Origin of the sequence: Streptomyces sp. B21-083, from assembly GCF_036898825.1 — a bacterium.
In the GTDB taxonomy this organism is placed as follows: domain Bacteria; phylum Actinomycetota; class Actinomycetes; order Streptomycetales; family Streptomycetaceae; genus Streptomyces.
This window is the reverse complement of sequence record NZ_JARUND010000001.1, coordinates 2,432,088-2,455,253: the sequence shown is the minus strand read 5'-3', so window position 1 is coordinate 2,455,253 and position 23,166 is coordinate 2,432,088. Positions and strand designations below refer to the sequence as shown.

Sequence of the window (23,166 nt, the reverse complement as noted above, 5' to 3'; positions counted from 1 at the left end):
CCAGCCACTACATGGCGTTCACCCGCGCCACCGGGAAGCACCGTCGTCCCAGCCGCCCCAGCCTTGTCACCCGTACGACCGCCCGCGCTGCCGGCGTCGCCGCGCTCGCGACAACCGGCGTCGTAGGTTCTCTCGCCGCCCCGGCGCTCGCGGCGGAGTCCGCCGTCGAGCAGACCGGCCTCACCCCGGTGATCTCCATCGGTGAGTCGCTCGCCGCCCAGATCGACGCCCAGGCCGCCGCTCAGGAGCAGGCCGCCGAGAAGGCCGCCGCCGAGAAGAAGGCCGTGGCCGCCGCGGAGAAGGAGGCGGAGGAGCGGGTCAAGGAGGCACGTGAGGCGCAGGCCCGTGCCGCCCGTGAGGCCGAGCGAAAGCGCCTCACCAGCTATGTCGCCCCGATCTCGGGCTCGTACATCTCCACGGGCTACAAGGCGGGCGGTGGCATCTGGTCCTCCGGCAGCCACACGGGGGTCGACTTCCACGCCGCGTCCGGCACCACCGTCCACGCGGTCGGCTCCGGCACCGTCGTCGAGGCGGGCTGGGGCGGGTCCTACGGCAACAACATCGTGATCAAGATGATCGACGGTACCTACACCCAGTACGGTCATCTGTCGTCCATCAATGTCTCGGTCGGCCAGACGGTCACCCCGGGGCAGCAGATAGGCCTCTCCGGGGCCACCGGCAACGTCACCGGCCCGCACCTCCACTTCGAGGCGCGCACGACCCCGGAGTACGGCTCGGACATCAACCCCGTCGCGTACCTCCGCTCGCACGGCGTGAACGTCTGACGAACCCGCGCACCACTTGTCGTGGCCCCGGCTCCCCGAGCCGGGGCTTTCGGCGTTTCGGAGGGTGGTGTGTCCAAAAAATATCCATGGATTCCGGCCTGCCGTCGGAAATTCCGGTTCTCTGCAATAGAGTCACCTAACACACGTCAATCGTCGACGTTTCACGGGGATTAAAGCGGAGGTCGGACATGCGTATTCCGGCGCACTCGGTATGCACGGCGATCCGGGACGACATCGTCGCCGGTGTCTACGAGCGCGGCAGCCGGCTCACCGAGGAACTGCTGGCGCGCCGGTACGGCGTTTCGCGCGTCCCCGTTCGCGAGGCCCTGCGCACGCTGGAGGCCGAGGGCTTCGTGGTGACCCGGCGGCACGCGGGCGCGTGCGTCGCGGAACCCACCGAGCCGGAGGCCTCCGACCTGCTGGAGATGCGCATGCTCCTCGAACCGCTGGGCGCCTCCCGGGCCGCCCAGCGGCGGACCGAGGCGCACCTCAAGGTGCTGCGCGGCCTGGTCAGGCTGGGCCAGGAGCGAGCCAGGAGGGGCAACAGCGAGGACCTGCGCTCTCTGGGGGGCTGGTTCCATGAGACGCTCGCCCAGTCCTCCGGAAGCCATGCCCTGGCCTCGACGCTTACCCAGCTCCGGCACAAGATCGCCTGGATGTACGCGGTGGAGGCGCCGGCCAGCCCGGTCGACTCCTGGGCGGAGCACGGGGCGATCGTGGACGCGGTGGCGCGAGGCGACAGTGAGCGGGCGCGGGCGATCACGGCGCTGCACACCGAGCGGGCGACCGCCGTGCACCGGCTGCGCTTTCCGGGTGGCGGAGACCGCTCGGATCGTGTGAGGACTTCGCAACATCCCGTAAACATGACGGGCCTGCGTCATTAACACGGGCGCCGTATACAAAGAGAGTTGAATTCGCGGGGGATTATTTTCGCTGCCCGCGATCGGGAATGACAAAGGGCCCGCCTGATATTCAGGCGGGCCCTTCGCGGTGCGCGGATGGTGTTTGTGAAGCGGCGTCCACCGCCACCATCAAATGAGAACCCCGTAGGGTCCTCAGACCGTCTCGGGAAGTTCCTCGAGCCCCTCGGCCACCAGCTTCTCCAGGCGGTCGAGCGCGGCGTCGGCGCCCTCCGCGTCGGAGGCGAGGACGATCTCCTCGCCGCCCTGGGCACCCAGGCCGAGGACCGCCAGCATGGAGGCCGCGTTGACGGGGTTGCCGTCGGCCTTGGCGATCGTCATGGGGACGCCGGCGGCCGTGGCCGCACGGACGAAGATGGAGGCGGGGCGGGCGTGGAGGCCCTCCGCCCAGCCGACGTTGACGCGGCGCTCAGCCATGTGATGCTGCCCTTCACTGTCTCAGGGTTGTCTAGACCATTGTTCCATAGCGTGAAGCGTGCCGGAAGGCAGGGCGAAACCTGTCCCGGAACCGCGTTCGAACCCCGGCCCGGGCCCGACTTCGGTCCCCCACAGACTGCATCGCGACGCTGTCGGACGCGAGCCGTACTCTGGGGCGCATGCAGAACTCGGCGGACCGGCACGAGTACCCCGCCCACTGGGAGGCGGACGTCGTGCTGCGCGACGGCGGCACCGCCCGTATCCGGCCCATCACCGCGGACGACGCCGACCGGCTGGTCAGCTTCTACGAGCAGGTGTCGGACGAGTCGAAGTACTACCGCTTCTTCGCGCCCTATCCGCGCCTGTCCGCAAAGGACGTCCACCGCTTCACCCACCACGACTTCGTGGACCGGGTGGGGCTCGCGGCCACGGTCGGCGGCGAGTTCATCGCCACCGTACGCTACGACCGTATCGACGCCGACGGACTGCCCGCCTCCGGTCCCGCCAGCGAGGCGGAGGTCGCCTTCCTGGTGCAGGACGCGCACCAGGGCAGGGGCGTCGCCTCCGCTCTCCTCGAACACATCGGGGCCGTCGCCCGGGAGCGCGACATCCGCCGCTTCGCCGCCGAGGTGCTGCCGGCCAACAGCAAGATGATCAAGGTGTTCACGGACGCCGGGTACACCCAGAAGCGCAGCTTCGAGGACGGTGTCGTACGACTCGAGTTCGACCTCGAGCCCACCGACCGCTCACTCGCCGTCCAGCGCGCGCGGGAGCAGCGGGCCGAGGCGCGCTCCGTACGACGGTTGCTCGTCCCGGGCGCCGTGGCCGTCATCGGCGTCGGCCGAGCCCCCGGTGGCGTCGGCCGCAGCGTTCTCGACCACATCAGGGACGCGGGTTTCGCCGGCGAGCTGTACGCGGTCAACAGTGCCTTCCCGGAAGAACAGAAGGACATCGACGGAGTACCGGCCCACCGGTCGGTGCGCGACATCGGGGGCCCCGTGGACCTCGCGGTCGTCGCCGTCCCGGCAGCGCACGTCCCTGACGTCGTCACCGAGTGCGGTGAGCACGGCGTGCAGGGACTCGTCGTGGTCTCCGCCGGGTACGCCGAGAGCGGCCCCGAGGGACGGGAACGCCAGCGTGAACTCGTACGGCACGCGCGCACGTACGGGATGCGCATCATCGGCCCCAACGCCTTCGGGGTCATCAACACGGCCGAGGCCGTCCGGCTGAACGCGTCCCTCGCCCCCGAGATGCCGAGGCCCGGTCGGATCGGGCTGTTCGCGCAGTCCGGAGCCATCGGGATCGCGCTGCTGTCCCGGCTGCACCGGCGCGGAGGCGGCGTCACCGGGGTCACCGGGGTGTCGACCTTCGTCTCGTCCGGCAACCGGGCCGACGTGTCCGGCAACGACGTACTCCAGTACTGGTACGACGACCCGGACACCGACGTCGTCCTCATGTACCTCGAATCCATCGGCAACCCGCGTAAGTTCACGCGCCTCGCGCGGCGCACGGCGGCGGCCAAGCCGCTGGTGGTCGTGCAGGGAGCGCGGCACGGCGGCGCCGCTCCCCAGGGACATGCGGTACGGGCCACGCGGCTGCCCCACGCGACGGTGTCCGCGCTGCTGCGGCAGGCCGGGGTGATCCGGGTGGACACGATCACCGAACTGGTCGACGCGGGGCTGCTGCTGGCCCGGCAGCCACTGCCCGCCGGGCCCCGGGTGGCGATCCTGGGGAACTCGGAGTCGCTGGGCCTGCTGACGTACGACGCGTGCCTCTCCGAGGGGCTGCGGCCGCTGGCTCCGCTGGATCTGACGACGGGGGCGTCGCCCGGGGACTTCCACCGGGCGTTGGCCGAGGCGCTGGCGGACGAGGGGTGCGACGCGGTCGTCGTCACCGCGATCCCGACGGTGGGGGAGGCTTCCGCGCGGGACGCCGCGTTGGCCGACGCGCTCCGGTCGGCCGCGGCGGAGGTTCCCGGCAAGCCGGTGCTGGTGGTGCACGTGGAGCTGGGCGGGCTCGCGGAGGCGCTGTCGGCTGCCGCCAGTACGGCACCGCAAGCGGGTTCACCGGCACCCGGAGCCGGACCTGCGGGCGCCGCCCGGGCGTCCCGGCCTGCGGAACGCCCGCCCACCGCGGTCGCGGTGCCCGCGCCCCCGTCCGCCCCCGATTACTGTTCCCGCCTCATCCCCGCCTACCCCGCCGCCGAGCGCGCCGTGCGAGCCCTCGGGGAAGCCGTGAAGTACGCCCAGTGGCGGCGGGAGGCCGCCGAACCCGGCAAGGTGCCCGGATACGAGGACATCGACGAGAAGGCGGCCGCAGAGCTGATCGGCGGCCTCCTCGCGCGCGGCCAGGGGCTCACCCTCGGAACGGACGAGACGGCCGAGCTCCTCGGGACGTACGGCATCCCGGTGCGCGGGGCCCTGCCCGCCCCGAGCCCCGACGACGCCTCGGCCGCCGCGCGGACCCTCGGCTACCCGGTCGCCCTCAAGGCCACCGCCCCCCACCTGCGGCACCGCGCCGATCTGGGCGGCGTCCGCCTGGATCTCGCGGACGAGGAGCAGCTGCGGCGGGCGTACGCCGAACTGACCGGTCTCTTCGGGAACCCGCAGGAGACGCGGCCCGTCGTGCAGGGAATGGCACCGCGGGGGGTCGACACCGTCGTACGGGCGGTCATCGACCCGGCGGCCGGCGCGGTGCTCTCCTTCGGGCTCGCCGGTCCCGCCTCGCAGCTGCTCGGGGACATCGGTCACCGGCTGATACCGGTGACCGACCGCGACGCGGCCTCACTGATCCGGTCGATCCGGACGGCGCCGCTCCTCTTCGGCTGGCGCGGCTCGGCGCCTGTCGACAGCGAGGCCCTGGAGGAGCTGCTGCTCAGGGTGTCGCGCCTCGTCGACGATCATCCCGAGGTCATCGCGGTGTCCCTGGAGCCGGTGGTCGTCGCGCAGCACGGCCTGAGCGTCCTCGGGGCGTCGGTGCGGCTGGCGCCGCCGCCGGTTCGCGACGACCTCGGTCCCAGGACACTTCCTGTGTACTGAGCGGTGCCTCGCAGTCAGTGGGCCCCCGTAAGATGGGCACATGGCCAAGACCAGTACGTCGACCCAGGGGCTGCGAGCGGCGATCGAGCGCAGCGGCTACTACCCGGCCCTCGTGGCCGAGGCGGTGGAGGCCGCGATCGGCGGCGACTCCATCCGGTCGTACCTGGTCCACCAGGAGACGACATTCGACGCGAACGAGGTGCGTCGGCACGTGACCGTGCTCGTCCTCACGGGCAACCGTTTCATCGTCAGCCACACCGACGAGCAGGCCGAGGACACCACGTCCCCGACGCCGTACGCCACCACGTCCACGGAATCCGTGAAGCTCGGCCGGATCTCCTCCGTGGTCGTCAGCCGGGTCGTCGCCAACCCGGAGTCGTACACCCCGGGCACGCTGCCCCGCGAGGTCGTCCTGACCATCGGCTGGGGCGCCGTCTCCCGTATCGACCTGGAGCCGGCCGCCTGCGGGGACCCCAACTGCGAGGCGGACCACGGCTACACGGGCAGCTCGACGGCGGACGACCTGAGCCTGCGGGTCAGCGAGGCCGGTGACGGCCCGGAGACGGTCCGCCAGGCCCTCGTCTTCGCGCAGGCCCTCTCGGAAGCGACAGCGGACGTCACCCGCTGATGGCGCAGCCAACCGCCTGGGACTATCCGGAACCGCTGGCCGTCTCCTCCGCTCCCGTCCCGCACTACGGCACGGGCTCCCTCGCGGACCTGCTGCCCACCCTGGCCGCCGGCATGGACGTACCGGGCATGTCCCCCGCGATCTCGGAGCTGGCGCCCGCCGACCGGAACTGTGTGTTCCTGATCGACGGACTCGGCTGGGAGCAGTTGCGGGACCACCCGGACGAGGCCCCCTTCATGAGCTCGCTCATGAGCAGCTCGCGCGGTGACACGGGCCGCCCGATCACCACCGGCTACCCGGCGACCACCGCGACCTCCCTCGCCTCCGTGGGCACCGGACTGCCGCCGGGCGCACACGGCCTGCCCGGCTACACCGTGCGCAATCCGGCCACCGGCGAGCTGATGAACCAGCTGCGCTGGCAGCCGTGGTCGGACCCGCGCGCATGGCAGCCGTATCCCACGGTGTTCCAGCTGGCGCACCAGGCCGGGGTGCACACGGCCCAGGTCTCCTCGCCGACCTTCGAGAACACCCCGCTGACGAAGATCGCGCTCAGTGGCGGAACGTTCCGGGGGAAGCTCTCCGGCGAGGACCGCATGGACCTCGCGGCCGAACAACTGGCCGCAGGTGACCGCTCTTTGGTCTACACGTACTACGCGGAAGTGGACGGCAAGGGCCATCGCTTCGGCGTCGACTCGGACGCCTGGCGCGGTCAGCTCATGTACGTCGACCGGCTCGTCCAGCGGCTGGCGGAACAACTCCCGCCGCGCGCCGCGCTGTACGTCACCGCCGACCACGGCATGATCGACATCCCGTTCGACGAGCAGCACCGCATCGACTTCGACGAGGACTGGGAACTGCGTGCCGGTGTCGCCCTGCTGGGCGGCGAGGGCCGCGCGCGGCATGTGTACGCGGTTCCGGGAGCCGAGGCGGACGTACTGACCTGCTGGCGGGAGGTGCTCGGTGAGCAGTTCTGGGTGGCCTCGCGTGACGAGGCGATCGCGGCGGGCTGGTTCGGACCGACAGTCGACGAACGCGTCTACGGGCGGATCGGCGACGTGGTCGCGGCGGCCCGGGACGACGTCCTGATCGTCGCCTCCGAGCGGGAGCCGAGGGAGTCGGCGATGGTCGGCAACCACGGCTCGATGACCCCTGCGGAACAGTTGGTCCCGCTGCTGCAAGTACGCTCCTGACGCCTGCCCCTGTCCGAGACAGTCCCTGCCCAGCCCTCCTCCCGTCTTCCGCGTGACTCGCGTATCCCGCCGAAAGGTGCTCGACTTCCCATGCCCGAGCTGGTGTTCTTCTCCGGAACGATGGACTGCGGGAAGTCGACACTTGCTCTACAGCGAATCTACAACCGGTCGGCAAGGGGTCTACAGGGTGTGATCTTCACCCGGGATGACCGGGCGGGGGAGGGGAAGCTGTCTTCGCGGCTCGGTCTGGTGACGGATGCTGTTGAGGCGGTGCCGGGGATGGATCTGTACGCCTATGTGGTGGGGCGTATGTCGCAGGGGGACAGGGTCGACTATCTGGTTGTGGATGAGGCGCAGTTCCTGGCGTCTGAGCAGGTCGACCAGTTGGCACGGGTCGTGGACGACCTGGACATCGACGCTTTCACCTTCGGTATCACGACCGACTTTCGGGCCAGGCTCTTCCCCGGCTCCCAGCGGCTGATCGAGCTGGCGGACCGGATAGAGACGCTCCAGGTGGAGGCGATGTGCTGGTGCGGGGCTCGCGCCACCCACAATGCCCGCACGGTGGGTGGCGAGATGGTGGTGGAGGGTGAGCAGGTCGTCGTCGGTGATGTGAACGGATCTGCCGCGGAGGTCGGTTACGAGGTGCTGTGCCGACGCCACCACCGCCGCCGCATGACGAGCGCTTCCGCCCACGCCGGCGCGCTCTCGCCGGACGTCCTGCCCATAGCCCCAGGCTGAAAGTTGTCGGCCCAATACGCCGTGGTTCACTGAGGTCTTTCAGCGTTGTCGCTCCAGGGTGAGGACGGCCCTGGTGATGGGCGTCATGCGGTGGGGACTGCACCGGGCGTGACGGAAGATCCGCCAGGATTTCAGGCGGGCGATTCCCGTTCGACGGGTACGCGAGCGGCGCTGAGGTCCCGGTGGACGGTCTGCTCGGTTGTGGTGAGGTTGGCTCTGAGACGGCCGGCGTTCGGGGGTGACGACCCACTCGCCCGCGCCGGTGTGGGCCGTGTCGGTGAGCATGGGGACGCCCTGGCGCTCGCAGATCCTGATGATCTTGAATGTGCGGGCGGCGGTCAGGTCGTGCGTTCGGCCGGGCAATGCTGGGGGGAGCCACAGCGTGACCGTCCGGACCCGTGCGCTCTTGGACGGCGTGGCGGCGGCCCCCGAGTTGCCCGGCGAGTACTCCGTCACCTGGCCTGCAGGCCGGCAACTCGGTGAGGTCGCCCGCACCGTCCAGAGGCTGCGCGGCCCGCACTTCGGCCCTGTGAGCGGCTCCGGCCATGCCCTGCAGCACCTTTCGGCCACGCAGACCGCACAAGGCTACTGGAAATGTTCTTAACCCGCCGAGCCTCCTCTGGCACATTGGGACGCCGACCACCTCCCGGCCTGGGGACTGCACCGAACTGCTCGGACGCCGCTAGGACGTTGCCCAGGCAGACTCCCGGAACAGGGGGGATCGTGATGATTCAGTATGAGGACGCCGAGAGGTTCGCCTCGCAGCTGCGCATGCTGAGGGAGAGAGCCGGGGACAGTTACGAGGCACTTGCGCAGAAGACCGGCATCAGCCGCTCGAGCCTGCACCGGTACTGTGCGGGCTCATCCGTTCCGCAGGACTACGGCGCGGCCCACCGCATCGCCATGGCCTGCGGCGCCACGCCCGCGGAACTCCGCGAACTGCACCGTCTCTGGGCCCTGGCCGACGTGGAGCGGGGGCCGCGAGCCCTTTCGGGGGATGCCGAGTCGACGCGTGAGGACGCCGGGGAGGCTTTCCCGACAGAATCTCCGGCGGCTCCTGCGGCCGGGGACCGGGAGACATCGATGACGCGCGGGCAGGTGGACGAGCCGGCGCTGTCGGAGCCCCCGACCACACGCCGAAGAACAAGGCTGCTGCGAGGCCGTCGGCTCGCCGCTGGCGCCGCAACGGCCACAGCCCTCGTGCTCGGCATCGTGGCGTGGGAAGCGTCTCACGGTGCCTCGTCCACCGGAAGTGCGGAGGCGGCTGATCGCCGCCCACTGTTGTCGGTCGTCTGCCGCCCTGTGGTGAGCATGGGCCAGCACGACGAGTGCGTACGCGAAGTGCAACAGCTGCTCCGACGGCACGGCGCCGCCGTCGACGTGGACAGCGACTTCGGTCCACAGACACTGCGCCGGGTGACGGCGTTCCAGGTGTTCGCGGGTATCGCCCCCAACGGGGTCGTCGCGGACCCCACGAAGAAGGCCCTCTACGAGTCCCCTGTGCGCCTGGACACCTGGTCGCCGGACAGGGTCCGCGGGCGAATCCGTGAGGTGTTCACCGAGGCACCGGACGATGCCGTCGCTATAGCCGACTGCCAGTCCTTCCTGGACCCCCTGCACATCCTGCCGAACACCAACGGCACCAGGAACTGGGGACTGTTCCAGATCTCCGACGGGCGACTTCGCGAACTGGGAGGCACACCGCGCAAGGCACTGGACCCCGAATGGAACATCCAGGCCGCCGAGCAGTTGTGGAGCCGAAAGCACGACTTCCATGACTGGCCCAACTGCGAGCGGGCACTGCGGTCGACCCCCACGACATCGGTGCCCTCCCCGGCCCGCTGACCGGTGTTCGTCGGGTCGGCGCCGCAGGCTTCTCATCGGTCGGCGGCGGCGAGTGCCTTGTGTTTGTCTGTGGTGTAACGCGCGATGGTCCTTCTGTCGTCGGCCGTGAGCAGGCGCTGTTCGACCGTCTGTTGTACGACCTCGACGGCTCCGGCCAGACCGGTTTCGACCTGGCATCGGGCGTCAGCGTTCGCCAGGCGGATCTCGTCACGGCCGAGCGTGCGCAGGGCGGCAGGACTCTTAGCAGCCTTCGGCAGGCGGGAGTTGAGGGCTGTGCGCGGCGCCTGGAGGTTCGCCGCCCGGTGCCCCGCCCGCGTCATGCACGAGGACCAGCGCCGGATGGCTGCCCGGTAGCCCGGGTTCGCCTCGACAGCGGCGATCACACGGTTTGCCAGCCCCACGGTGTAGGGCTCCACGGTGTTCCATTCCGACCCGTACGTCTCGGCGCGGGCCCGGGCGACACAGCCATCGGTGGCGTATTCGAGGCTGACACCGTCAGGCAGCCGCATGGTCACCCGATGCTTCGGCGTGCCTGTCAAGGCTTGCTGCCAGGCCGGCTCACGAGGTTCCTCGACGGGAGAAGGCGCGGACTTGAGATGGAGGAACTCGCCGACGATCCCGTATCCGTCCGCGGCCGCCTTCTCCGGAGTGAGCAGTCCATACGGATTGGTCTCCTCGCTGCGTGCGGACGTGGTTCGGGGTTGCTTCGCATAGGCGAAGTCGCGGGAGGTCATGCAGACGGCAATGGCATCCTCCTCGCGGTCGTGCAGGCGTACGGCGTCGGCGTGGCTGTATGCGGTGGCACCGGACAAGGGGCGGATGTCGAGCGCGGCGGGCCCGCGGCCGGGCTCCCCGTCAGGGGAGCAACCGACCGCGGCCAGCGCCAGGAGCACCGTCAGGAGCATCCGCCGCGCCGTGAATACGCTCACACGCACCAGTCGTTCGAGGCGACGTTGTGCCACCACACGGTGTTCGCGAGGGTGGGGTTGGTCATGCCCCGGTCGAGAACGTAACTGGAGCCCGTGTAGCCCAGGCCCGAGAAGATGCGGACGTTGCAGTTGTTGCCGTGGTTGTACAGCGACTCGGCGTTGTCGAACTTGTTGTACTGGAGCAGATTGCTGTTGTCGTCGGAGACCTTCCCGGGTGCGCCCGAGCCGTTGGGGGCGAGATAGGCGCACAGCGAGCCTGCGGGACATTCCGACCAGGACGCATTCGCGGGGCTGGCCGTGACGAATGCGCCGGTGGCGGCCAGCGCCACGCTCCCCAGAGCGATGCCGGCCTTGACGAGAATTCGTTTCATACTGGGAGTTCCTCCGTTGTTCAAGGGCCGCGTCCGCTGGACGCGGAGTTGCGGTGGCGCGGGCGGGCGCTGTCCGCTCACCCGGCAGTGCTTCAGCACCGGGCCCGACGCTGGCAGGGCGCACCGACGGCTGCAACGAAACGCGTCCCGGTGGGATGATGGGACAGCGTCAGCCGCTTGAGCTTGGAGTTTCGCCGACGGCTGGGATGGGTCTGGGACAGACCTCACGTGGTCGGCCGCCGGCTCCACGGTGCCGAGCCCGTTCGCGGGCGACACCGAGATCCTCGTCAACACGAGTGTCTCCTCGAACGTCCTGCTCGGCGCGGTCCGCACGTACACCCACGGCGGCGGCGCCGGACAGGCCATCGCGGTCCGCTCCGTCTCGTGGGCGGCGGGCTGAAGTTCCTGTTCAACGACGCGCACGGCGCGGCGACCCTGTCCAGGCGAGCAACACGCCAGGACTGCAGCCCGGCAGCGACCAGCCGCGGATCACGGCCCGACTCGATGCGCAAGGCACGTACACCAACCCGTTCAAGGGGCAGACCGGAAGCGAGAGTGCCCCGCTCCTGGGGTCGAACGACCCCAACGCCAACCTCTCGCACATCCCACTGGAGGAGCCGTGGGTGAAACCCGGTATCGACCTGATGAAGAGCGGGGTCCGGGTGGGCGGCAAGCTACTGCTCGGGGCGGCGGTCGCCTACGACGTCTATGACGTCGCCTCGGCTCTCAGCGACCAGAAGGTCGCCACGGCGACCCGCGACGCTGCCGGACTCGCCGGAGGTATGGCCGGCGCGGCTTACGGGGCCGAGGTCGGAGCGTCCATCGGCAGTGCGTTCCCGGGGCTGGGGACCGTGGTCGGCGGAGTCGTCGGGGGAGTCGTGGGCGGCATCGTAGGCAGCGGCGTCGGTGAGAGCATCGCCGAAGGAATCATGGATCTCTTCTGAGAGGAACGGCCACGGCCATGTCGATGACCCGACCGCCAGACGACCCTGTAGCTGTCCAGCTGATGGCCATCTTCGACGTCCTGCGGCGCGAGGACTTCAGCAGTATCCTCGCCCAGCTGTGCGCCGAGTCGCTCGCCGGGATCTGGGCCCGCGAAGTCCGGATCGACGAGACGTTCTTCCCTGAACTCCGAGGCCCGGCCATCAGGGAGGTGCTCGGCATCCTCGGAGCCCGCGCACCCCACCTGATCCCCGAGGGGACGCTGGACCGCTGACAGCAACCCGCCCGTCCGGCCGGTCCCTGCGAGGGGATTGGCCGGACGGGTTTTTCGCGTCAGCGCGCCGTCGGTCCGTTCAGGAACTCCGCGAGCGGGCGCGTCAGGGTGTTGGGCCCAGGAGCGAGTTCACGAATCCCGAACGTCGAGTACCTCGCAGGTAGACGCACTGATCCGGCGTCAGAACGCTTCCTGTGCCGAGAAATCGGAAACAGGTCTCTCAGCATCGTCACAGGTCAAAGGTGCCTACGGAGAGCTGCTCGACACTTGGCGGCAGTTGTACGGGAACTGGGCCGTAGCGCCAGGCGATCTGTGTCCGTTGGGTGCCGCCGTGTCCCTGGCTCTACTCCTGAACGAGGTTGTAGACAGCCCGTTGAGGGTCGGTTTTGACGATGAGCCCGTCCGCGCACAGGTCGCGCAGGATCTGCCGGACCCGTTTCTCCGCCGCCCCTTGGTCCTCCCACGTGTGCCCGTGGTCGTCCAGAGTCTTGATGGCACGCTGCGGATCCCAGGTGCCGCCGAGGGCGCGAATCGCCTGGGCGAGGACATGCCGGTCGGGATGATCCTTCTTGCGGTGGTTGGCGATGCTGGCAGGGGCGCCGCTGTAGTTGCAGTCAGAGCACTTCTCCCACGAGCAGTCCGGATCGGCGACGGCGGCGTGGCGGACGGAATGGTGTGAGCCGAAGCCGTGGGCGTGGAGCAGTTGAGCGACGGACCCGTCGTACTTGAGGGCCATGAGCGCTGCTTCGGCGATCTTGTCGTGGCCGGCCGCGAAGAACTTGCCCAGGCCGACGTCCTTCCCACAGCCGCACCAGCACTTGCCGGTCGGGATGAGGCGAGGCTTCTCATTGCTTGACATGAACCCAAGGTATCAATTCTTGGATTGAAGTCAAGGTGTAAATCCAAGGATGCAATCCAAGGATTGTGTTCGGTGTAAGCAGGCGTGCAGCGGCAAGCCGGGTTCATGCGCAGCAGGGTCTTCAGCGGGGTGTGTTGCCGGGGGCGAGCAGGCTGGTCAGCTCAGAGATCGCTTCGGGGGACGGCTTGTAGTAACGGCGGACGTTCTCCGGCTTTCTTGTGCCGGGACTTGGCTATCAGTATCAGCAGGGAGGCTCCCTGCTGATCCGAGGTGGGTGAGGGCGGAGTGGCGGTACTCGTGCGGTCCCAGCCGGTCCCCGGTCCGCGCACGGCGGTGTGCTCATCGAGCAGGGCGCGGGCCTGGCCGTAGGAGAGGCGGAGCAGGCCGGTGTCCGGGCAGACGTCGCGCGGGCTGACGACCTTCCCCGGGCCGGGCCGGGGCGCCGGTGAGTGACGAACACTGGGCCACGGTTGCGGCCGCGCAGCAGGCGGGGCAGGAGCCGGACGGTGCCGGCGTCCAAGTAGACGGTCTCCAGTACGAAGTCCTCGCGGGCCTGTCCTCGGCGGCGGGCCTTGCTGCGGGCGCCCTTGGCCTTGACCGGGCAGCGGCGGGCGGCGAGGTCCAGGTCCTCGATGTTCACGCCGAGGATCTCCTCGGACCGCCCCGCGGTCTCGTAGAGCATCCGCCACAGCGTCTTCTCCCGTAGGTGGACCTCGCGCCGGGCGATGAGCCTGTGCACGGCCATCTTCGAGCGGGCCGGGGTCTCGGAGTCGGGCACCGCCATCCGCTTCGTCCAGGCCGGGACAGCCGGGCCGTGCCTATCTGGTGGACCAGATGTCCAGGGGCGGCAAGGTCGACTACGTGATCGTGGACGAGGCGCAGTTCCTCGCGCCGGACCAGATCGACCAGTTGGCGCGGGTGGTTGACGACCTGGGGCTGGACGTCTTCGCGTTCGGCATCGCCACCGACTTCCGTACGAAGCTCTTCCCGGGCTCCCAGCGGCTGATCGAGCTGGCGGACCGGATCGAGACCCTCCAGGTGGAGGCGATGTGCTGGTGCGGGGCGCGGGCCACGCACAACGCGCGCACCGTGGACGGTGTGATGGTCGTGGAGGGTGAGCAGGTCGTCGTCGGTGACGTGAACCGCACGGCCGAGGAGATCGACTACGAGGTGCTGTGCCGACGCCACCACCGACGCCGTGTGACGAGCGCCTCCGCGCACGCCTCCGCCATCTCTCCGGACGTCCTGCCGGCCAATTCGGCCTGATCGTTCTGCTCGGCAGTTCTTTCCAGCCGTTCCGATACGATGAAGGTCACAATAACGTATCGGGCATTTCGCGCTTCAATCTTCACCTGAAGCACACAAGTTGGCTAAGTTGACCTCCGAACACCTTCCCAAACCTGTTGTCCGCACCTGACAGTTGGCCGGGAAGACGTACCACGGAAGGAGCTCGTCCCGCCATGGCGCCGGAACGAACCCGAGATGATGGGCCGAGCCGTGAGGAGGTCCAGCAACGGATCAACAGCCTCTACGACCAGGCCGAGAGCTTCACCGGGACCTTCAACGCCACCCGCGCGATGAAGCTGGGGATACGCAGGCGCGTCAACCCGGCGCCCGAGACCGCGCGCAGGCGCTCCGATCCCGCCCTCGAAGAGGTCACCCGACCGTGGTTCGACGTGGGGCGCTCCCAGTTGGGCCCGACCGTTCCGGCGGTGCTGCCGCCCGACAGGAGGTCGGCCCGCACGGCGGAGGCCCGGCCGGCCCGACCCGCCGACTCCCTCACTGAGTTGACCGCCCGTCCGGTGCCGGAGTTCTCCGCAGGGCCCGTGGCCGCGTTGTCCGCGGGGCCGGCGACCGCACTGCCGCCCGGACCCATGGCCGCGCTGCCGCCCGCGGCGGTCGCCGAACTGCCCGCCGCACCCATGGCCGCGCTGTCGGCCGTGCCCGCGCCGCGGCAGGAAGCTCCCGGGAGCCCGAACGCGCTGTCGGCCGAGCCCAGTTGGTTCCCCACGGCCGCCCAGGGTGCGGCTCCGCTCCCGGCGACCGGCGGCCTGCCCGCCGAGGACATCTGGCGCCTTCCCGACTCCGTCGAGCAGGCTCGCCCCCAGCCCGCCGAGGAGTGGCAGCTGCCGCAGCCGGCCGGCCTGGGCCCGGACGCGTTTCTCGACGCGGCCACCCCCCTCTACGCGGGCACGCTCCGCGACGGGGACTACGCCCTGGTCACCGAACTGCCCCTCGTCACGGAACCGTTCCCCGTCGCCGACCCGTTCCCCGTGCCGGAGACGCCGTACAGCACGCAGGCGCCCTACATCACGCAGACGCCGCCGCACGGCACGCAGACGGCCTACGCGACGGAGTACGGCACACAGACACCGCCCCACGGCACGCAGACGTCGTACGCCACGGGGACCCACTACTTCGGTGCGGAGCCCTTTGCGGGCGCCGGGACCGGCGTGAGCAGCGGCATCGCCTTCGCCTCGGAGTCCGGCGCGAAGGCCGCGAAGGCGGTCGCCTTCGCCCGGGCGCAGATCGGCAGACCGTGCGTCTGGGGCGCGGCCGGCCCGGGGTCGTACGACAACTCCGGTCTCATCCAGGCCGCTTGGAAGGCCGCCGGGGTCGCTCTCCCGCGTTCCGTGCACGAGCAGGCGAGCGCCGGAACGGTGATCAACGTCGCCGACGTCCGGCCCGGCGACCTTGTCTTCTTCCACGGCGAGGCGGGCCATGTCGGGCACGTGGGCATCTCCGTCGGCGACGGAATGATGATGCACGCACCGAGTCCGGGGTCGAGGGTGCGCGAGGACTCGATCTTCGCGGCCGGTGAGGCGGCGATCCACAGCGTCCTGCGGCCCGCGTAAGGGCCCTCCAGGGCTCCGTCAGTGGGCGCCCTGGATGAGCGAGAACATCGCCCCCTCGGGGTCCGTCACGGTCGCCACACGGCCGTGTGCGCTGTCGTGCGGGGGCTTGACGACGTGGCCGCCCAGGTCCACCAGCCGGGTGGCCGCCACGTCCGTGTCGGACACCTCGAAGTACGTCCTCCAGTGCGGTCCCCGGTCGCGGGGCAGGAAGTTGCCCACGCCGTGGATGCCGGCGACCGGGCGGCCCTCGACATGCAGGGTGACGTAGTCGAAGTCCGCCGACACCACGGGCTCCTCCTCGTACCCGAAGACGGTCTTGTAGAACTTGGCGACGCTCGACGAGTCGCGGGTCACCAGCTCGTTCCAGGCGGGGGTGCCGGGGACTCCGGTGATGCCCGTGCCCAGATGGGCGGCGGTCTGCCAGATGCCGAACACCGCCCCCATCGGGTCGGAGGCGAGCGCCAGCCTGCCCGCCTCGGCCGCGTCCAGGGGGCCCACCCCCACGGTGCCCCCCGAGTGCCGGACCATCTCCGCCGTGAGGTCCACGTCGTCCGAGGCGAGGTACGGCGTCCAGGCGACGGGGAGGTGGCGGTCCGGGGGCAGCTGACCGATCCCGGCCACCTCCTGGCCGTCCAGCAGGGCCTGTACGTACCAGCCGAGCTGCTGCGGACCCGGTTCGAACTCCCAGCCGAACAGCTCCCCGTAGAACTCCTGGGTCGCTGTCATCCCGTGCACCATCAGACTCACCCAGCAGGGTGTGCCGGGCGCGTGCCGGGCGGGCGTTTCGTTGTTCCGGCCGGCCGACTCCCGTGCCTCGGTCATCGTCACTCTCTCCTCGACCCCTCGCGGTGGCCGTGTCACTTCCGCTGTCCGCCCCGTCGGCGGACCTGTCGCACGCCGCCGTAGGGCGTGCTCCGTCGTGTACGTCGGTCGTGCCGGGCCGCGTTCTCGCGTACCCGCAACGCTCCGTGTCGATGCTCGCACCACCCGCGGTACCGCGCGCCCGGGCCGCGCCGACGTGGCACGTCCTCGTCCCGAGGGTGCCTGAAGCGGCTTTTCCTGCCCATTTCCGCGCGATTACCGCACAGTATCCATCGGCCGTACAGCATGTGTCCGATCCCGTACGCCACGTGATCGAACCTGTCCGGCGGGAGAGTAGCCCGAGCTGGCCGCCGCGGCCACCCCGTGGGTAAGGATGGAGCCATGAAAGCCATCATCTCCGCACCCGAACTAGTGAACGAACTGGCTGGTTCCCGACCGCCGGTTCTCCTCGACGTCCGCTGGCGGTTGAGCATGCCCGCCGCAGGTGGCGCGGTGCCTTTCGACGGGCGCGCCGAGTACGCCGCGGGGCACCTTCCCGGGGCGGTCTTCGTGGACCTGGACAGGGAACTCGCCTCGGCTCCTGGGCCGGCCGGGCGGCATCCGCTGCCCGAGCCGGAGGTGTTCGGTGCGGCCATGCGCCGCGCGGGCGTCTCGTCCGGCGTCCCGGTGGTCGTGTACGACGGTGGGCAGGGCTGGGCGGCGGCCCGCGCCTGGTGGCTGCTGCGCTGGACGGGTCACCCGGACGTGCGGGTCCTCGACGGCGGGTTGCCGTCCTGGGAGGGGGCGCTCGACGTGGATGTACCCGCGCCTGCCGAGGGCGACTTCACGCCGGTGCCGGGAGCGCTGGAACTGCTCGACGCGGACGGGGCCGCCGCGCTGGCCCGCTCCGGACTGCTGCTCGACGCGCGCGCGGGGGAGCGTTACCGGGGCGAGGTCGAGCCCATCGACCGGGTCGGCGGACACATCCCGGGCGCGGTCTCGGCGCCCACGAACGAGAACGTGGGCGCGGACGGACTCTTCCTGCCCGCGGACGAGCTGACGGCCCGTTTCAAGACCCTGGGTGCGGCGGACACCACCGCGGTGGGCGTCTACTGCGGCTCGGGCGTCTCGGGGGCCCACGAGGTCCTGGCCCTGGCGGTGGCGGGCGTTCCGGCCGCCCTGTACGTCGGTTCGTGGTCGGAATGGTCGGGGGACCCGGCGCGGCCCGTGGCCGTGGGGCCTGATCCGCAGTAGCCCGAACGGGGGGTGTGAACGAATGTGGGGGCCGCATCCGTCGGATGCGGCCCCCACATTCGTCCGAGTAGTCCGTACGGGTGACTACTCCTTGTTCTTCCGGCGTGTGCCGAACACGATCTCGTCCCAGCTCGGTACCGCCGCTCTACGGCCGGGACGGACCCCGTCCGCCTCGGCCTGGCGGTCGGTGGCCCCGACCAGGCGGTCGCGGTGGGCGCCGACCGAGCGGGGCATGAGCACGTCCGCGTACGCGGAACCGGCCGAGGCCGCGGGAGCCGGGGGCTCCTCCGCCTCGGGATCGGGTGCAGGTTCCTCCGGGGCTTCGGTGGAGGAGGGTCGTTCCGGCACGACCATGTCGCCGCGGAAACTCGGTACCGCTTCGAGGAGGCTCGTCAGCGAGTCACGCTCACTCGCGCTCACGCCTTCCTCGGTGAGCTCGGACGACGGCGCGGGCAGGGCCGGACGGTCCAGCGGGCGGTCGCGCGGCAGCCGGGCGATGCGCGGTACGAACGGGAAACTGGGTTCGGGAGCCGCGAGGTCGTCCGACTCGCCGATCAGCGAGCGGGCCTCCTCGTCGACGGCCTGGACGAGCCGCCGGGGCGGGTCGTACGTCCAGCTCGCCGAGTGCGGTTCGCCGGCCACCAGGTAGACCAGCAGAACTTCCCAGGTGCCGTCGTCGCGGCGCCAGGAGTCCCACTGGACGGTGTCCTTCTCGGCGCCACGGATCAACAGCCGCTCCTGCACGGCCTCGCCGAGCTGTGGACCGGCGTTCTCACCGGGCCGACGGACCGGAGTCTTCCGGGCCCGCTCGGCCATGAAGGCTCGCTCGGCCAGCACGGGGCCCTCGAAGCGGCGTACGCGATCCACCGGAATCCCGGCGAGCTGCGCCACCTCTTCCGCTGACGCACCGGCACGTATGCGTGCCTGGATGTCGCGGGGGCGGAGATGGCTCTCCACCTCGATCTCGATCTGGCCGAGGCGGGGACGGTCGCCGCGTACGGCGGCGCGCAGACGCTCGTCGATCGGAAGCGTGTACTCCGTGCTGTCCGCAGCCTTCAGCACCAGCCGTGTGCCGTCGTTAGAGACGGCCACGACACGCAGTTCGGGCATGGGGACCTCCCGGGTGGTGCCTGCCGACGTCACGTGCGTCGCTGCTTCCGCTAGTCGAGTGTGGCCTGCCCGGGTGCAGCCTGCCACAACCTTGCCGAGTTGCCCGGCGTGTCGGGCAGGGGCCCGAGGTCGCCGTTATGCCACGGTTATCTATTCGCAACGCTAAGTGACAAACTCCGTCACCCTGTGCAACGAGCCCCCTCTTGACGATCCCGGAAAGACCCCGGACGCCCAGGCGGGAGACCGGGCCCAGGGCTCGCAACAGTACTCCATTTGGGCCACGTGCGTGGATTGGCACGCCACCCAATTCCTGCCGGTGAGTGCGAGTTGACGGTTCCCCACCGGTGGCGTGACCTCGGATGCAGCACAGTTCACGTAAACATCGGAATCGGAACCAACTGCTTCGCTACGCCCCGAGAACCCGCCGCAAGTAGTCGTTCTGGAACAGGCGTTCAGGGTCGAGCCGGTCCCGCAGCGCGGTGAACTCCCCGAAGCGCGGGTAGACGCCGGCGAGGTAATCCGCGTCCCGTGTATGCACCTTGCCCCAGTGCGGCCGTCCCTCGTGCGCCGTGAAGATGCGCTCGGCGGCGGTGAAGTACGCCTGGTAGGGCGTCCCGCGGAACATGTGGACGGCGACGTAGGCGCTGTCGCGGCCCGAGGCCGTGGAGAGCGCGATGTCGTCCGCGGGGGCCGTGCGGACCTCCACGGGGAAGCTGATCCGCATGTCCGACCGATCGACCATCGCCTTGAGTTCGCGCAGTGTCGCCACCAGGGCCTCGCGCGGAACGGCGTACTCCATCTCCACGAAGCGCACCCGGCGCGGAGACGTGTAGACCTTGTACGGGATGTCGGTGTAAATCCGCGCGGACAGCGCCTTGCTGGAGATCTGGGCGATCGTCGGGATCGTGGCGGGCACCGTGCGGCCGACCAACTGGGCCACCTGGAAGACGCCGTTGGAGAGGAACTCGTCCTCGATCCAGCCGCTGATCGGGCTGACCGGCTTCTCGGGGCCCGCACTGCGGTTGTTGCGCTTGGTGTTCGTGTTGCCGGTGTGCGGGAACCAGTAGAACTCGAAGTGCTCGTTCTCGGCCCAGAGTTCGTCGAACGCGCTGGTGACCTTGTCGAAGGTCATCGGCTCCTCGCGGGCGGTGAGCAGGAAGAGGGGTTCCACGGCGAAGGTGATCGCGGTGAGGATCCCCAGGGCGCCGATGCCGACCCGGGCCGCCGCGAAGACCTCCGGTTTCTCCTTCTCCGAACAGACGAGCACCGAGCCGTCCGCCGTCACCAGCTCAAGTGCCCTGATCTGGGCCGCTATCGAGCCCGACTCGCGGCCGGTGCCGTGCGTGCCGGTGCTGGTGGCGCCGGAGACCGTCTGCTCCATGATGTCGCCCATGTTCGTGAGCGACAGACCCTCGCGGGCGAGAGCCAGGTTGAGTCTCTTGAGCGGAGTGCCCGCCTCGACCGTGACCGTCATGTTCTCGCGGTCGATATTGCGGATGCCGGTCAGCAGTTGAGGGCGGATCAACACCCCGTCGGTGGCGGCGGCAGCCGTGAAGGAGTGGCCGGTGCCGACTGCCTTCACCTTCAGACCGTCCGCGGCTGCTTTCCGAACGGCTGCGGACAGTTCCTCCACGGAAGCGGGAGTGACCTCGCGGGCGGGCCGGGCGGTGACGTTGCCCGCCCAGTTACGCCACGTGCCGCTCTTGCCGCTCACTGTGCTGCTCAACGGTGCCTCCCCGACACGGAGCCGGTCTGTTCAGCCGGCGGTACCCGAGGAAACCAACCGCGACCGCGACGGCCCCGGACGCCACCGGAACCCCGTACCCGGCCCTCGCACCCGCGGCGTCGATCACCCAGCCGGACACGGAGGAGCCGAGCGCGACGCCGACCGCGAGCCCGGTGCTCACCCAGGTCATGCCCTCGGTCAGTTGCGCGCGTGGTACGTGCTGTTCGATGAGGGACATCGTCGTGATCATCGTGGGAGCGATGGACAGCCCCGCAACGAACAGCGCCACGGCCAGGAACGGCAAGTTTCCGACCAGTAGGAGGGGGATCATACTCACGGCCATCGCACATATGCCCAGTAGCCACCGGCGTTCCGGGGCTCCCGGGAGGCGCAGCAGCCCGAACACGGCTCCCGCCGCGCAGGAGCCCGCCGCGTAGACGGCCAGTACGACGCTCGCGGCGGCCTTGTGGCCCCGTTCCTCGGCAAAGGCGACGGTGACCACGTCGACGGCCCCGAAGATCGTCCCGACCGCCGCGAAGGTGACCACCAGGACCTTGAGGCCGGAGGAGCGCAGCGCCGAGCCGCTCCTGTGCTGCGCGCGCGGATGCGGCTTCGGCTCGGTGCCGCTCTGGGAGGTCAACCAGAAGACGCCGACCGCCAGGAAACAGGCGGCGAGCAGCGGCCCCGCCTCCGGGAACCACGCTGTGGAGAGGCCGATCGAGATGATCGGCCCGAAGATGAAGCAGATCTCGTCCACCACGGACTCGAAGGAGTACGCGGTGTGCAGTTGCGGTGTGTCCCGGTAGACGGCCGCCCAACGCGCCCGGGTCATGGCCCCGACGCTCGGTACGCAGCCGATGCCGGCGCTGCACACGAACAGCACCCAGTCCGGCCACCCGAAGTGCGCGGCGAGCAGCAGCCCGGCCGAGGCCACCAGGGCGCAGAGCGTCGCGGGGCGCAGCACGCGGCGCTGCCCGTACTGGTCGACCAGCCGCGAGACCTGAGGGCCCGCCACCGCGGCGGCCATGGCGATGGTCGCCGAGAGCGCTCCCGCCAGCCCGTACCTGCCGGTGAGCTGGGAGACCATCGTGACCACGCCGATGCCCATCATCGACAGCGGCATCCGGCCGAGGAACCCCGCGGCGGTGAAGCGCCTGGAGCCGGGGGCGGCGAACAGGGCGCGGTAGGGGCTGGGCACGGGAGACTCCGGTCGATCCGGTAAGACGTGACGGATACGTGGGTAAGGCGTGAAGACGGCCGATACAGCTTACGGGTCGGGCGATCCCCACGCACCCGCGGGGACGGGCCGGGATCCCGGCTGTCAGAGGGGGGTGGCAGGATCGGAACCATGCGAGATGCGCTCGACGCCACCCCCTACGACGCCCTGCTCCTGCTCTCCTTCGGCGGCCCCGAGGGCCCGGACGACGTGGTTCCGTTCCTGGAGAACGTGACACGCGGGCGGGGCATCCCCAAGGAACGCCTCAAGGAAGTCGGACAGCACTACTTCCTGTTCGGCGGGGTCAGCCCGATCAACGACCAGAACCGCGCCCTCCTGGACGCCCTGCGCAAGGATTTCGCGGACCACGGGTTGGATCTGCCGGTCTACTGGGGCAACCGCAACTGGGCTCCGTATCTGACCGACACCCTGCGCGAGATGGTCCAGGACGGCAGACGCCGCGTCCTCGTCCTCGCCACCAGCGCGTACGCCTCGTACTCGGGCTGCCGTCAGTACCGCGAGAACCTCGCGGACTCCCTGGCCGCCCTGGAGGCCGAGGGTCTCGACCTTCCCGAGGTCGACAAGCTGCGGCACTACTTCAACCACCCGGGCTTCCTGGAGCCGATGATCGAGGGCGTGCTCAGCTCCCTCACCGACCTCCCCGAGGACGCCAGGGACGGTGCGCACCTCGCCTTCTCGACCCACTCCATCCCGACCGCGTCCGCCGACACCTCCGGGCCTGTCGAGGACCACGGGGACGGCGGGGCGTACGTGAAGCAGCACCTGGACACCGCACAACTGATCGCGGACGCCGTGCGTGAGCGGACCGGCGTCGACCACCCGTGGCGGCTCGTCTACCAGTCCCGTTCCGGTGCCCCGCACATCCCGTGGCTGGAGCCCGACATCTGCGACCACCTGGAGGACCTGCACGGCGCCGGTGCCCCGGCCGTCGTGATCGCGCCGATCGGGTTCGTGTCGGACCACATGGAGGTCCTGTACGACCTCGACACGGAGGCCAGGGCGAAGGCCCGGGAGCTGGGCCTGCCCATGAGCCGCTCCGCGACGGTGGGCGCCGACCCGCGCTTCGCCGCCGCGATCCGCGAGCTCGTCCTGGAGCGCGCCGCCACCGAGAACGGACAGGACGTCACCCCGTGCGCCCTGGGCACGCTCGGCGCTACCCGGAACCTCTGCCCCGTGGGCTGCTGCCCGTCCCGTGCCCCCAGGCCCGCCGCCGCGGGCGCCGACAGCCCGTACGCGTGAGGACT

Annotated in this window: 21 protein-coding genes and 3 pseudogenes; 14 read left to right on the top strand and 10 right to left on the bottom strand. The window is 70.1% G+C overall.

Going from position 1 to position 23,166, the window contains the following annotated elements; genetic code table 11:
- Positions 1-11 precede the first annotated feature (11 nt).
- A complete protein-coding gene (locus tag QA861_RS11090) occupies positions 12-785 on the top strand; it encodes a M23 family metallopeptidase (RefSeq protein WP_334588181.1) in 774 nt (257 codons plus the stop codon).
- Between the two features lie 188 nt (positions 786-973).
- Positions 974-1,669, top strand: a complete 696-nt coding sequence (locus QA861_RS11085; RefSeq protein ID WP_334588180.1) for a GntR family transcriptional regulator — start codon at positions 974-976, stop codon at positions 1,667-1,669.
- Between the two features lie 171 nt (positions 1,670-1,840).
- On the opposite strand, the gene QA861_RS11080 is transcribed toward QA861_RS11085, so the two are convergent.
- Positions 1,841-2,122: an HPr family phosphocarrier protein gene (locus QA861_RS11080; protein WP_334588179.1), complete on the bottom strand. Its 282-nt coding sequence runs from the start codon at positions 2,120-2,122 to the stop codon at positions 1,841-1,843.
- Between the two features lie 179 nt (positions 2,123-2,301).
- Between QA861_RS11080 and QA861_RS11075 the strand changes: the two genes are divergently transcribed.
- From QA861_RS11075 to QA861_RS11060, 4 genes are all read left to right on the top strand, one after another.
- Positions 2,302-5,160 carry a bifunctional acetate--CoA ligase family protein/GNAT family N-acetyltransferase gene (locus tag QA861_RS11075; RefSeq protein WP_334588178.1) on the top strand — a complete coding sequence of 953 codons (2,859 nt, stop codon included), beginning with the start codon at positions 2,302-2,304 and terminating at the stop codon, positions 5,158-5,160.
- 40 nt (positions 5,161-5,200) lie between these two features.
- Positions 5,201-5,788: a DUF5998 family protein gene (locus tag QA861_RS11070; RefSeq protein ID WP_006379737.1), complete on the top strand. Its 588-nt coding sequence runs from the start codon at positions 5,201-5,203 to the stop codon at positions 5,786-5,788.
- Entirely contained in the window at positions 5,788-6,978 is a 1,191-nt protein-coding gene (locus QA861_RS11065) for an alkaline phosphatase family protein (RefSeq protein WP_334588177.1), read from the top strand. Before QA861_RS11070 ends, QA861_RS11065 begins: the two co-directional genes overlap by 1 nt.
- A 90-nt stretch (positions 6,979-7,068) precedes the next feature.
- A complete protein-coding gene (locus QA861_RS11060; protein ID WP_334588176.1) occupies positions 7,069-7,719 on the top strand; it encodes a thymidine kinase in 651 nt (216 codons plus the stop codon).
- A gap of 39 nt (positions 7,720-7,758) precedes the next feature.
- Here the strand turns inward: QA861_RS11060 and QA861_RS11055 are convergent.
- Positions 7,759-8,182: pseudogene (locus QA861_RS11055) on the bottom strand (transposase family protein); the annotation flags it as partial.
- A 263-nt stretch (positions 8,183-8,445) separates the two neighbouring features.
- Here QA861_RS11055 and QA861_RS11050 point away from each other — a divergent pair.
- Positions 8,446-9,564, top strand: coding sequence for a helix-turn-helix domain-containing protein (locus QA861_RS11050; protein ID WP_334590510.1), 1,119 nt, complete (start codon positions 8,446-8,448; stop codon positions 9,562-9,564).
- A 32-nt stretch (positions 9,565-9,596) separates the two neighbouring features.
- Here QA861_RS11050 and QA861_RS11045 read toward each other — a convergent pair whose 3' ends face one another.
- Both QA861_RS11045 and QA861_RS11040 read right to left on the bottom strand, forming a co-directional pair.
- On the bottom strand, positions 9,597-10,493 hold the full coding sequence (locus QA861_RS11045; RefSeq protein ID WP_334588175.1) for a hypothetical protein: 897 nt from the start codon (positions 10,491-10,493) through the stop codon (positions 9,597-9,599).
- A complete protein-coding gene (locus tag QA861_RS11040; protein WP_334588174.1) occupies positions 10,490-10,864 on the bottom strand; it encodes a peptidase inhibitor family I36 protein in 375 nt (124 codons plus the stop codon). The genes QA861_RS11045 and QA861_RS11040 overlap by 4 nt, the downstream gene beginning before the upstream one ends.
- Positions 10,865-11,114: 250 nt before the next feature.
- On the opposite strand from QA861_RS11040, the gene QA861_RS11035 reads away from it, so the two are divergent.
- The 3 genes from QA861_RS11035 (at position 11,115) to QA861_RS11025 (ending at position 12,080) form a co-directional block, all read left to right on the top strand.
- Positions 11,115-11,264: a hypothetical protein gene (locus QA861_RS11035; protein ID WP_334588173.1), complete on the top strand. Its 150-nt coding sequence runs from the start codon at positions 11,115-11,117 to the stop codon at positions 11,262-11,264.
- Positions 11,265-11,487: 223 nt separating this feature from the next.
- Positions 11,488-11,808 carry a glycine zipper domain-containing protein gene (locus QA861_RS11030; RefSeq protein ID WP_334588172.1) on the top strand — a complete coding sequence of 107 codons (321 nt, stop codon included), beginning with the start codon at positions 11,488-11,490 and terminating at the stop codon, positions 11,806-11,808.
- A 23-nt stretch (positions 11,809-11,831) separates the two neighbouring features.
- Positions 11,832-12,080 carry a hypothetical protein gene (locus QA861_RS11025; RefSeq protein WP_334588171.1) on the top strand — a complete coding sequence of 83 codons (249 nt, stop codon included), beginning with the start codon at positions 11,832-11,834 and terminating at the stop codon, positions 12,078-12,080.
- A gap of 343 nt (positions 12,081-12,423) precedes the next feature.
- On the opposite strand, the gene QA861_RS11020 is transcribed toward QA861_RS11025, so the two are convergent.
- Complete coding sequence (locus QA861_RS11020) at positions 12,424-12,939, bottom strand: hypothetical protein (protein WP_334588170.1); 516 nt, start codon at positions 12,937-12,939, stop codon at positions 12,424-12,426.
- 121 nt (positions 12,940-13,060) lie between these two features.
- Positions 13,061-13,750 (bottom strand): annotated as a pseudogene (locus tag QA861_RS11015) (tyrosine-type recombinase/integrase); the annotation flags it as partial.
- A 5-nt stretch (positions 13,751-13,755) separates the two neighbouring features.
- Here QA861_RS11015 and QA861_RS11010 point away from each other — a divergent pair.
- A pseudogene (locus QA861_RS11010) lies at positions 13,756-14,205 on the top strand (thymidine kinase); the annotation flags it as partial.
- Between the two features lie 194 nt (positions 14,206-14,399).
- Positions 14,400-15,794, top strand: a complete 1,395-nt coding sequence (locus QA861_RS11005) for an NlpC/P60 family protein (protein ID WP_334588169.1) — start codon at positions 14,400-14,402, stop codon at positions 15,792-15,794.
- An 18-nt stretch (positions 15,795-15,812) separates the two neighbouring features.
- Here QA861_RS11005 and QA861_RS11000 read toward each other — a convergent pair whose 3' ends face one another.
- Positions 15,813-16,616, bottom strand: a complete 804-nt coding sequence (locus QA861_RS11000; protein ID WP_334588168.1) for a VOC family protein — start codon at positions 16,614-16,616, stop codon at positions 15,813-15,815.
- A 381-nt stretch (positions 16,617-16,997) separates the two neighbouring features.
- On the opposite strand from QA861_RS11000, the gene QA861_RS10995 reads away from it, so the two are divergent.
- Positions 16,998-17,849 (top strand): sulfurtransferase, encoded by an 852-nt coding sequence (locus tag QA861_RS10995; protein WP_334588167.1) that lies wholly within the window; start codon positions 16,998-17,000, stop codon positions 17,847-17,849.
- 84 nt (positions 17,850-17,933) lie between these two features.
- On the opposite strand, the gene sepH is transcribed toward QA861_RS10995, so the two are convergent.
- From sepH to QA861_RS10980, 3 genes are all read right to left on the bottom strand, one after another.
- Positions 17,934-18,959: a septation protein SepH gene (gene sepH, locus QA861_RS10990; RefSeq protein WP_334588166.1), complete on the bottom strand. Its 1,026-nt coding sequence runs from the start codon at positions 18,957-18,959 to the stop codon at positions 17,934-17,936.
- 406 nt (positions 18,960-19,365) lie between these two features.
- Complete coding sequence (locus QA861_RS10985) at positions 19,366-20,685, bottom strand: D-arabinono-1,4-lactone oxidase (protein WP_334588165.1); 1,320 nt, start codon at positions 20,683-20,685, stop codon at positions 19,366-19,368.
- The gene (locus QA861_RS10980) at positions 20,645-21,883 is read right to left on the bottom strand and encodes an MFS transporter (protein WP_334588164.1); all 1,239 of its coding nucleotides are present in this window, start codon (positions 21,881-21,883) and stop codon (positions 20,645-20,647) included. Before QA861_RS10980 ends, QA861_RS10985 begins: the two co-directional genes overlap by 41 nt.
- Positions 21,884-22,033: 150 nt before the next feature.
- Here QA861_RS10980 and QA861_RS10975 point away from each other — a divergent pair, with 150 nt between their 5' ends.
- A complete protein-coding gene (locus QA861_RS10975) occupies positions 22,034-23,161 on the top strand; it encodes a ferrochelatase (protein ID WP_334588163.1) in 1,128 nt (375 codons plus the stop codon).
- Positions 23,162-23,166 lie beyond the last annotated feature (5 nt).

What these genes read in the sequence shown, in the direction of transcription:
- QA861_RS11090 (WP_334588181.1), top strand. Translation starts at nt 12, where the DNA reads ATGGCGTTCACCCGCGCCACCGGGAAGCACCGTCGTCCCAGCCGCCCC.
- QA861_RS11085 (WP_334588180.1), top strand. Translation starts at nt 974, where the DNA reads ATGCGTATTCCGGCGCACTCGGTATGCACGGCGATCCGGGACGACATC.
- QA861_RS11080 (WP_334588179.1), bottom strand. Translation starts at nt 2,122, where the DNA reads ATGGCTGAGCGCCGCGTCAACGTCGGCTGGGCGGAGGGCCTCCACGCC.
- QA861_RS11075 (WP_334588178.1), top strand. Translation starts at nt 2,302, where the DNA reads ATGCAGAACTCGGCGGACCGGCACGAGTACCCCGCCCACTGGGAGGCG.
- QA861_RS11070 (WP_006379737.1), top strand. Translation starts at nt 5,201, where the DNA reads ATGGCCAAGACCAGTACGTCGACCCAGGGGCTGCGAGCGGCGATCGAG.
- QA861_RS11065 (WP_334588177.1), top strand. Translation starts at nt 5,788, where the DNA reads ATGGCGCAGCCAACCGCCTGGGACTATCCGGAACCGCTGGCCGTCTCC.
- QA861_RS11060 (WP_334588176.1), top strand. Translation starts at nt 7,069, where the DNA reads ATGCCCGAGCTGGTGTTCTTCTCCGGAACGATGGACTGCGGGAAGTCG.
- QA861_RS11050 (WP_334590510.1), top strand. Translation starts at nt 8,446, where the DNA reads ATGATTCAGTATGAGGACGCCGAGAGGTTCGCCTCGCAGCTGCGCATG.
- QA861_RS11040 (WP_334588174.1), bottom strand. Translation starts at nt 10,864, where the DNA reads ATGAAACGAATTCTCGTCAAGGCCGGCATCGCTCTGGGGAGCGTGGCG.
- QA861_RS11025 (WP_334588171.1), top strand. Translation starts at nt 11,832, where the DNA reads ATGACCCGACCGCCAGACGACCCTGTAGCTGTCCAGCTGATGGCCATC.
- QA861_RS11020 (WP_334588170.1), bottom strand. Translation starts at nt 12,939, where the DNA reads ATGTCAAGCAATGAGAAGCCTCGCCTCATCCCGACCGGCAAGTGCTGG.
- QA861_RS11005 (WP_334588169.1), top strand. Translation starts at nt 14,400, where the DNA reads ATGGCGCCGGAACGAACCCGAGATGATGGGCCGAGCCGTGAGGAGGTC.
- QA861_RS11000 (WP_334588168.1), bottom strand. Translation starts at nt 16,616, where the DNA reads ATGACCGAGGCACGGGAGTCGGCCGGCCGGAACAACGAAACGCCCGCC.
- QA861_RS10995 (WP_334588167.1), top strand. Translation starts at nt 16,998, where the DNA reads ATGAAAGCCATCATCTCCGCACCCGAACTAGTGAACGAACTGGCTGGT.
- sepH (WP_334588166.1), bottom strand. Translation starts at nt 18,959, where the DNA reads ATGCCCGAACTGCGTGTCGTGGCCGTCTCTAACGACGGCACACGGCTG.
- QA861_RS10975 (WP_334588163.1), top strand. Translation starts at nt 22,034, where the DNA reads ATGCGAGATGCGCTCGACGCCACCCCCTACGACGCCCTGCTCCTGCTC.